Genomic DNA, 9,716 nt, shown 5'->3' with positions numbered 1-9,716 from the left:
GATCACGCTACCGGTGAGGACGACCGGGCGTGCCCCGATCCGGTCAGCCAGGACTCCGCCGCCCAGCAGACCAGGCAACAGTCCCAGCGCATAGATTCCAAAGGCGCCGTTGAGTAACACGGTGGAGACCCCCAGTTGGTCACGGAGCACCACGATCATGGAGACGAAGTGATTGGCTGCCCAACCTGCGGTCAGGAGTAAGAGGATCACGCCGGTAAAAACGCGATTTGTCATGGAATCAACCTTCACTAGGGGGAAGCAACACAAGCTGGATGATCGCCGCACAGCAGTATCCGTGCCAGCCACCATCCACAGGGAAAAACAACAGAAAATAAAATATGGGAATAGGCTCTAAACATGGATACCAAAAACCTGCTCGCAAATGTGGCGCAATTTGGTTTGCCAGCCCCGGAAGCCCCTGCTGTGCCCCGTTATGTCCAGCATCGTGATGGTTTTGCCCAGTTGGCGCAGTCCCTGGCCACTGGTTCGGTGATTGTCCCACCGCAACTGCTCACCGACCGTGATCGCAGGCGTCATATCCGCAACACGATCATTGAAGACCATGTCACCCGCATGCACCTTGTTCCGGAGGCTGTGCAGGCTAAACTCGATGATCTGGCCAAGGATCCCTTCCTCTTCTTCCGGGGCACCGCCCTGCTCTTCCACCGTGATCTGGTGGGCAGTGATCTGCATCTACCGGCCATCCCGGTGGTAGGTGATGTGCATCCGGAGAACTTCGGCATCCTGCCCGGTGCCCACGGTGAACCGATCTTCAGTGTCAATGATCTTGATGAGGCCTGGATGGCCCCCTTCACCTGGGATGTGGAACGTGGTGCCGTCGGTTTCGGGCTCGCCGCGCAGCAGGCCGGTGCCAAGAAGAAGAAAACCTCCACGATTGTGCGTGCTTTCATCGATGCGTATTTTTCTTCCATAAAGGATTGTGTTGATGATCCAGAGCACGCGGATTTCCAGTTCGCTGCGGATGATTCACCGAAGGTGCTGCGTCCCTTCTTCCGCAAAGCCCAGCGGGACAGGGCTGGCTACCTGGACAAACGTATCGACACCACCACCATGACCTTCCGCGAGGATGAGCGCACCCATCGTCACCCAGAGCTCTTGGAGGAACTTAAATCCTCACTCAACGCTTATGCGGATGCCCATGAGCGCACTTTCCGCACCCATGATCTGGCCATCCGCAAAGGCTCCGGCACCGCCTCGCGTGGCCTGACCCGTTTTTGGTTCCTGTTTGAAGAGCTCATCGACGGTCCATCCTCGGATCTGCTCATCCTGGAGATGAAGATGTCACGTCCTTCCTCCATGGAGGGACTGGTGCCTGATCCGGAAGGGGAGTGGTTGCCGGATTCCCCCGCGGAACGCATCGCCCTGGCATTCAACACCTTCGTCAAAGATGGTGATCCCTATTATGGTTTCACCGATATCGCCGGGATCAGCTTCCTGGTCCGGGAACGTGGGCCGCAGAAGGTCAATATTGATGTCGGGGTATTCGATGAGAAAGACCTCAAGAAATACGCCAAGGTCTGCGGGCGGGTGTTGGGGATCCAGCATGTGCGTGCTGATGGCGCGCTGCAGCAGGTGTCGACAAGCCCGAAGGAACCGCTTGCCCAACGCATCACCGCTGCTGCCTCCAGCGAGGTGTTCCGCGCGGACACGGAGGAATTTGCGGTGGATTATCTGAAACGGATCAACAGGGACTTTGAACTTTTCCGGGAGGATCTCGGGCGTGGTGCGTTCAGAAATGGATAGTCTGGGGGCCATGAACTCCATGGAAGCAATGACGACGATTGATGATGCAATCAATAAATTGCAGGAAATCTACAATAATTCCACCACCCTTGCCCGGCAGACTTTGGAAAATGGGGATTATGCCGCCTATGCAGATGTTGTGTACCCCAAGCTCACCGTCGAGGTTCTGAAGTGGAAGCCGATCGACCGCACCGAACCCTTCGGCTATGTGGACCAGGCCGGACGTTATTCTGCGGTGCTGTCCAAGCCGTACATCATGGAACGCTACCTGCGTGAACAGCTGGAACGCCTGACCGGCAATTACCCCTGCCGCATTGAGGTGGGCCCTTCAGATATCCGCATTCCACCGGAGTACATCCGGGATGCACCATCTGCCACCGAAGCACGTCGGGCTGGGGACGTCGCTCATATCATCCCGCGCCCCACCCTGGATGAGGTCCATGACGCCATCATCGACGGCGAGTGGGAAGCCTTCAATGGTGCTGAACATCCCCTGTTCCATTTTGGTCCCCAGCGTTTTGACATTGCCTGTGCCCGCATCGAGCACTACACCGGCATCCAGGTTGATCATGTTCAGAAATACATCCTGTTCACCAACTACGCCATGCACACCACGGAATTTGTCACCTTCGGTCTGGCTGAACTGGTCCGGGAAGATTCGCGCTACACGGCCCTCACCCTGCCCAGTGGTCAGGTGATCACCAGGGATGATGCAGCAGAAATCGAGGAACTCGGCGGTATCGCCGTGATCGATCTGGCCAGCAATTTCCAGATGCCACGTTTTGACCTGGTCACCGACGCCGGTGACGGCCTGACCATCATCAACATCGGTGTCGGCCCCTCCAATGCCAAAACCATCACTGATTGCCTGGCGGTGCTGCGACCTGAAGCCTGGGTCATGATCGGGCACTGTGCCGGCCTTGATGCCCGCATGCGCATCGGGGACCTCATCCTCGGCAATGCCTATCAGCGTGAAGACCATATTCTGGACCGTCGCATCCCCCTGGGTAATCCGATTCCTGCGATTCCGGAGATCCAGAAGGCACTCGAAGCCAGTGTGGATGAGATCTATGGTCACGATAATGATCTGATGCGCACCGGTACCGTGCTTTCCACGGATGACCGTAACTGGGAATGGCACACCCCGCGCAAACTGTGGGAGTGGTTCAACGGTTCCACGGCGGTGGCCATTGACATGGAGTCCTCCACCCTGGCCACCAATGGTTACCGCTACCGGATCCCTTATGGAACATTGCTGTCCGTCTCCGACCTGCCGCTGCATGCGGTGCCGAAGCTGCCGGCCCAGGCGCAGGCCTTCTACTCAAATTCCAAGGAAGCCCACGTGATGTGCGCTGTCCGTGCCATGGAATACCTGGCGGTGGACCCGCAGCGTCTGCGCACCCGCAAGCTGCGTCGCACACTCGGTGAGGTGCCCTTCCGTTAAGCTCGCAGCGCTTATCGACGCAGCCCCTGTGCCCTCCTGCACTACAGCAGAGGGGCAGAGGGTTGTGGGGGGGACGGAAGGTTATAACGTCCGCTTACTTAATTCGCCTGAATGACCAGTTCAGTCAGGTCATTGCGGTTGGCGTCATCGAGGCTGATGTCCCACTCGAGGCGACCGTCCTCTTCATCCAAGGAGATTTCATCGAGAACACCATCGGGGTGCTGCTCAAGTGCCTGCTCAATGGCTGCTGCGGCGGTGATGTTGGCGTCATTGGCTTCACGGATGTCTTCAGCGTCGTCGTTGTCACGCTCTTCTTCACGGACTTCACCGGTGCCAGCGTTGACTACGAGTTCAAAGACTTCTTCGCCGACCACAACATCGATCTCGTAGACATCGGTGGAGTCTTCGCGATCAATGTCGGTGATGATGCCGCCGGGATGTGCGGCGGTGACAGCATCAATGGCCTGGAATACCGGATCGTCACCGGTGGCGGCAGTGGCCTCCTGGGAGTCGGTGGAAGTTTCAGTGGCGGTCGTTTCCTCGGTGGCAGTTTCAGCTGAGGTGGCGGTGGTGGCGGTGGCCTCCACAGAGGTTGTGGTGGCCGTATCATTGGAATCACCGCAGGCAGCGAGGGTGAGGGACAGACCGGTGACAGCGGTGAGGGCGATCAGTTTACGTGAAATCATGATTACTCCTTTTTGGTTCAAAACCATGGTACTCAAAGATAATTAAATGAATATTAAATTTTCCCCCATGTTTTTCAGCAGGGATCCTCCATGCGATGTCTGGTGAATTCTGCGGGGGTGAACCTCAACTGGACAAGCTTTTTATGGCTATGTTGGGGGCCACACCCCGCAAGAGTAATAGAGCCGGTTCACATCTGGCATGAATGCATACACCCTGATGTGTTCTCCCAGATCTGCTGGCGCATTGGAAAACAAGGAGTACGCATCGTGACCACCCCAGCCGAGAATTCCATGAATCTGCCTGTTGAACTGGCCACTCTGACTGAGCAGTCAGTGGAGAAGGTCCGCTCCTGGTTGGAATACAGCAAGCAGGAAAGTGTGCCCAACGCTGCGGCGGAGCGTCTTGCCGCAGTACTCCAGGATCCCAATGGGCTGGAGTTTACGGTGGGGTTCGTTGATCGTGTTGTGCGCACGGAGGATATCCACGCCGCCGCTCACGCCCTCAATGAATTAGGTGCGATCGCACCAGCAACCATGTCCTTTTTGGACCGTGCCCAGATCCAGGCAGGTTCCCTGCTGGGCCGTGCGCTGCCGCAGGTGGTTGTTCCAGCGGCTCGGGCACGAATCCGCCAGATGGTCGGGCACATGATTGTTGATGCCCGCGATAAGCCCTTTGGTCGTGCTATCGCAGAACTGCAGGGCGATGGCAACCGCCTGAATATCAACCTGCTCGGTGAGGCAGTGCTGGGTGAGAAGGAAGCACTCAAGCACCTCGACGACGCCCGACGTCTGCTGCGTCGCCCTGATGTGGATTATGTGTCCATCAAGGTGAGTTCGGTGGCGTCGCAAATTTCCCTATGGGGCTTTGAGGAGACGGTGGAGACCGTCGTCAAGCGGTTGCTACCTCTATATGAGGAAGCCGCAGCGACGGTGGATACGCCGGGCAGCACCAAGTTCATCAACCTGGACATGGAGGAATATGGGGACCTCCACCTGACCATCGCGGTGTTCAAGCGCCTGATGGCCATGCCCGAGTTGAAGAAGCTGGAAGCTGGAATTGTGCTGCAGGCCTACCTTCCGGATGCGCTGGTGTCACTCCAGGAGGTGGCTACCTTCGCTGCGGAACGTGCGGCAGATGGGGGAGCGGAACTCAAGGTCCGCCTGGTCAAGGGTGCGAATCTGCCCATGGAGCATGTGCATGCGGAGATCGCCGGTTGGCCGAGTGCCACCATGCCGTCCAAACAGGCCACTGACGCCAACTACAAGCGTGTCCTGTGGTGGGCACTGCGTAAGGAAAACCTGAGCGGACTGTCCATAGGCGTGGCCGGACACAACCTTTTTGATATTGCCTTTGCGCACCTGCTGTCGGTGGAACGTGGTGTCACCGAACAGGTGGAGTTTGAGATGCTGCAGGGCATGGCCTCTGATCAGGCACGTGCCGCCAGTACGGATATCGGACAGCTGCTGCTCTATGTGCCGGCGGTTCGTCCGCAGGAGTTTGATGCCGCCATTTCCTACCTGGTGCGTCGCCTGGAGGAAAATGCCGCGAGTGAGAACTTCATGTCGGCCATCTTCGATCTGGAGCCGGGTAATCCGATTTTCCAGCGTGAGGAGGATCGTTTCCGTGCCTCCGTGGAAGAAATGGCTGGTCTGATTGATTCGCCGGTGCCCGGCCCGAATCACCTGCAGGATCGTCGTGCTGAGGAAGCGGACAGCCTGGAAGAAGCTGGCCGGATCGCACTCCAGCTGGAAGCGGAGCGCGATGGGGAGCTGGGCACTGCCGAACTTCCCCCCTTTGACAACGAGCCGGACACTAATCCGGCGCTCCCGGAAAACCAGGAATGGGCACGCGCCGCCATTGCGCGTTCTGCGGAAACCGGCTGGTTGGAAGCGCAGGCAGCACCACTGTCTGTGGAGGAAGAAGATGTGGATGGTCTGGTGGAGGGCACCCTGGCCGCGGCAGCTGAGTGGGCTGCTCTGCCGGCGCTGGAACGTGCCCGCATCCTGTACCGCACCGCCGATATCCTGGCGGCACGTCGTGGTCACCTGACCTCCATCGCTGCCGCTGAGGTGGGCAAGGCGGTGGAACAGTCTGATCCGGAGATCTCTGAGGCCATTGACTTCGCCCGCTACTACGCCCATCTGGCTCTGGAGCTCGAAGGTGTGGATAACGCGGAATTCACCCCGGACCGTGTTGTCGTGGTCACCCCGCCGTGGAACTTCCCGATCGCCATCCCTGCTGGTTCCACCTTTGCCGCCCTGGCTGCAGGTGCCGGTGTGATCCATAAGCCTTCCAAGCCCAGCCAGCATTGTTCGACGGCCGTGGTGGAAGCCCTGTGGGAGGCAGGTGTGCCACGTCGGGTGCTGCACTGTGTGTACCCAGCCAACCGTGACGCCGGCCGTAAGCTGGTCAGCCACCCGAAGGTTGATCGTGTGATCCTCACCGGTTCCTCGGAAACTGCGGCGATGTTTGCTTCCTGGCGCCCGGAGCTGCAGATCAACGCGGAAACCTCCGGCAAGAATGCCATGGTGGTCATGCCATCCGCGGACCGTGACCTGGCGGTTGATGAACTGGTGAAGAGTGCTTTCGGACATGCCGGACAGAAGTGTTCCGCAGCCTCCCTGGGCATCTTGGTGGGCACGGTTTATGAGTCAGAGCGTTTCCGCAAACAGCTCCTTGATGCCGCAACCTCCCTGGTGGTGGACTGGCCAACCAACATGTCCGCCACCATCGGCCCGCTCACGGAACTGCCCAGCGATAAACTCCAGCATGCGCTCACCCAGCTGGAACCGGGTGAGCGTTGGCTCATGGAACCGAAGCAGCTCGATGACACCGGCCGCCTGTGGAGGCCGGGCATCAAGGAGGGCGTACAGCCAGGCTCCTTCTTCCACCTCACCGAGGTCTTCGGCCCGGTCCTGGGGCTCATGCGTGCCGAGAACCTCGAGGAAGCCATTGAGATGCAGAATGCCACCGAATTCGGTTTGACCGGTGGTATCCAGAGCCTGGATGTGGATGAGGTTCGTGAGTGGGTGGACAAGGTTCAGGTGGGCAATGTCTACGTCAACCGTGGCATCACCGGTGCGATCGTGCAGCGCCAGTCCTTCGGTGGTTGGAAGAAGTCCTCGGTGGGACTGGGCTCCAAGGCCGGTGGACCGAACTATGTGATGCTGATGGGACAGTGGGCTGATAAACCTGCCGCCAATGCCCCCACCAAGTCGAGCCCGCTGATCAACAAGTGGACCACGGTGCTCTCCCCGGATGATATCACCTGGTTGGAGCAGTCCAACGCCAGTGATGGGCTGGCGTGGAACACGGAATTCGGTACCCCACGCGACCCTTCAGGACTGCGGGCGGAGGCCAATATCTTCCGCTACCGCCCCGCCACGATGGTGTTGCGTATCGCTGCCGATGCGCAGGCACGGGAGGTGGCGCGCCTGGTGCTGGCTGCTCGCCGTGCCGGCTCTGACCTGCGGGTCATGGCTGGCCCGGGGATCAGCAGTGAGGTGCGTGAAGTGTTGGAGCTGGCGTCGATAAGCATTGAAACCGTGGACGATGCCGTGTTCATCACCAACCTCCTGCGCGGTGATTATGATGACGGTGCCGGGGCACGCGTGCGCGTGGTCGGCAGCGCCACCGGGTTCCAGCGTGAGCGACTGTCCGTGCGACCTGAGGTTGCGCTTCTCGACGCCCCCGTTACCTCCTCCGGGCGTGTGGAACTGCGTAACTGGCTCAAGGAGCAGGCGCTGTCCATCACGCTGCACCGTTTCGGTAACCGATCCGATGCCTTCCATAAGCTTGCCAAGGAACTGAAGCAGAAGATCTAAGGAGGGACCTAAAGGTCATATGTCGATTTTTGTCCGGGAAATCGACATGTTTCCCGGATATGTTTAAGCTTTCAACATGAAGGAAACAAACGTGGGATTTGACCCGGAGACACCATTTAATGCTCTGCCTCCGCTTCCGCCTGCGAGTGATGTCGAGACCGTGAGGGTGCTGAAGGCTGTCATTTCCGCGCGTGAACAGCTGGCAATGCTCAATACGGCATGCCGTCTCATCCCCAATCCCGGGATTATCACCTCAACCATCCCCCTTCGGGAAGCGCAGGCATCTTCGGAGATTGAAAACATCGTCACCACAAACGATGAGCTTTTCCGTGCAGCGTGGAAGGTGGACGCTGCGCCCTCACCGGCAACCAAGGAAGCGCTCCGATACAACAGGGCATTGCATGCTGCAGTTGCCTCTCTTGACGACCGCCCGGTGTCAGAACAGACCGCTATCCAGGTATGTAGTGCTCTGCAGGATTCTCCTGCGCAGATTCGTTCCACGCCGGGGACCTTTATTAGTAACCCGACAACTGGAACACGTATCTACACTCCACCTGAGGGGAGCGATGTGATTTTGGAGCATCTTTCCGCCTGGGAGAGATTCATTTACTCAGATCACCAACTTGATCCCCTGGTCCTCATGGCCATCACCCATTATCAATTTGAAGCGATCCACCCTTTTTATGATGGCAATGGCAGAACCGGGCGCATCCTCAATATTCTGATGCTCATTCAAAGCGATGTGCTGAAACTGCCGGTTCTGTATCTGTCGGGTTATATCGTGTCCACCAAATCTCAGTACTACCGGCTGCTGCGGGAGGTCACCAGTGAGGCTAACTGGGAAGACTGGATTGTCTACATGGTTAATGGTGTGGAACAGGCTGCGCGGGATGCCATCAAGCTCATTGATGAGCTCCGAACCCTGCAGGACATGCTGGAGTCGGAGATCCGCGATGCCGGCGGCATCGCGCCGGTGCGTGAACTCGCAGAACTTCTGCTGGTCAACCCTTATATCCGTATTCAGAATCTCATTGACTCCGGCTTGGTGAAGCGCCAGACTGCGGCCACATGGCTGGGCAAGCTGGTTACTGCCGGGGTCCTTGCTGAAGTCCGGGTGGGTAGGGAGAAAATCTTCATTAATACTAAGGCCTTGGAGGTTCTCTCAAGGAAGTAGGAGAACGCTGAGCTGGTTAAACATGAAAGATGAAAAGTCATATGTCGATTTTTGTCCGGGAAATCGACATGTTTCCCGGACCTGTTTAATGCTTAAACATGTGGTTGATGCGCAGGCATACGTGGTGGGTCCAGGCGATCTAGAACTTTGCTGAGCAGACGGCCCAGTTCTCGATTTTCCTCAGGGCTCAAAGCGTCGAAGACAAGTTCCCGGGCGGTTTCCACATGCCCTGGGGCAGCACCCTGGATGAAGGAGCGACCTTCGTCGGTGAGGTGGCAGATATTGGTGCGTTTATCCTCTGGATCAGGCGCACGGTAGACCCATCCGCGCTGCTCCAGGCGGGTAACGGTGTGGGAGAGCCGCGATGCGGACATTTCAGAGAGCTGGGCCAGCTCGGTCATGCTGAGGTGTTCCGCAGGGGCCATGGAGACCTGAGAGAGGACGAAGTAGTCCGGCAGGTTGATCTGGGCGGTTTTCTTGAGCTGTTCATCCAGGCGGGTGGGCAGCCATGAAGTGACTGACCAGAGGGATAGCCAGGTGTTGGTCTCTTCGGTGTTCAGCCAGCGTGGGGTGGTCATGATAAGTCATGATAACCGATATGAATGATTCCTTGAAAATTCAATTAATCCTGTTAGGGTGGAGCTCTGTCACCCACGCACCCCACAGCTCGGAGGAGAACACCATGACCCGGATCAAGGGCACCACCTTTGACATCTTCCCCCTCAACCTCGGTGGCAACACCTTCGGATGGACCACGGACCGCGAGCAATCCTTCGCTGTTCTGGATGCCTTCCGGGAGGCAGGCGGCAACTTTATCGACACC

At 58.0% G+C, this 9,716-nt stretch carries 6 protein-coding genes and 2 pseudogenes; 5 read left to right on the top strand and 3 right to left on the bottom strand.

Annotation, left to right across the window (positions count from 1 at the left end):
* A pseudogene (locus Q0M74_RS11000) lies at nt 1–234 on the bottom strand (MFS transporter); the annotation flags it as partial.
* A 123-nt stretch (nt 235–357) separates the two neighbouring features.
* Here Q0M74_RS11000 and Q0M74_RS10995 point away from each other — a divergent pair.
* Nucleotides 358–1,764, top strand: coding sequence for a DUF2252 family protein (locus tag Q0M74_RS10995; RefSeq protein WP_293954380.1), 1,407 nt, complete (start codon nt 358–360; stop codon nt 1,762–1,764).
* Nucleotides 1,765–1,783: 19 nt separating this feature from the next.
* Nucleotides 1,784–3,208, top strand: coding sequence for an AMP nucleosidase (gene amn, locus Q0M74_RS10990; RefSeq protein ID WP_293954386.1), 1,425 nt, complete (start codon nt 1,784–1,786; stop codon nt 3,206–3,208).
* Between the two features lie 98 nt (nt 3,209–3,306).
* Here amn and Q0M74_RS10985 read toward each other — a convergent pair whose 3' ends face one another.
* On the bottom strand, nt 3,307–3,894 hold the full coding sequence (locus Q0M74_RS10985; RefSeq protein WP_293954378.1) for a PepSY domain-containing protein: 588 nt from the start codon (nt 3,892–3,894) through the stop codon (nt 3,307–3,309).
* 291 nt (nt 3,895–4,185) lie between these two features.
* Between Q0M74_RS10985 and Q0M74_RS10980 the strand changes: the two genes are divergently transcribed.
* Both Q0M74_RS10980 and Q0M74_RS10975 read left to right on the top strand, forming a co-directional pair.
* A complete protein-coding gene (locus tag Q0M74_RS10980; protein WP_293954384.1) occupies nt 4,186–7,719 on the top strand; it encodes a bifunctional proline dehydrogenase/L-glutamate gamma-semialdehyde dehydrogenase in 3,534 nt (1,177 codons plus the stop codon).
* Between the two features lie 76 nt (nt 7,720–7,795).
* Entirely contained in the window at nt 7,796–8,893 is a 1,098-nt protein-coding gene (locus Q0M74_RS10975) for a Fic/DOC family N-terminal domain-containing protein (RefSeq protein WP_366088227.1), read from the top strand.
* 92 nt (nt 8,894–8,985) lie between these two features.
* Here the strand turns inward: Q0M74_RS10975 and Q0M74_RS10970 are convergent, their stop codons facing one another.
* Nucleotides 8,986–9,471, bottom strand: a complete 486-nt coding sequence (locus Q0M74_RS10970) for a MarR family winged helix-turn-helix transcriptional regulator (protein ID WP_293954375.1) — start codon at nt 9,469–9,471, stop codon at nt 8,986–8,988.
* A gap of 104 nt (nt 9,472–9,575) precedes the next feature.
* Here Q0M74_RS10970 and Q0M74_RS10965 point away from each other — a divergent pair.
* Nucleotides 9,576–9,716: pseudogene (locus tag Q0M74_RS10965) on the top strand (aldo/keto reductase); the annotation flags it as partial.

This window comes from uncultured Corynebacterium sp. (genome assembly GCF_945649885.1).
In the GTDB taxonomy this organism is placed as follows: Bacteria; Actinomycetota; Actinomycetes; order Mycobacteriales; family Mycobacteriaceae; genus Corynebacterium.
Note: the sequence above shows the minus strand (reverse complement) of the source record. Positions and strands in the feature narration are given on the sequence as shown.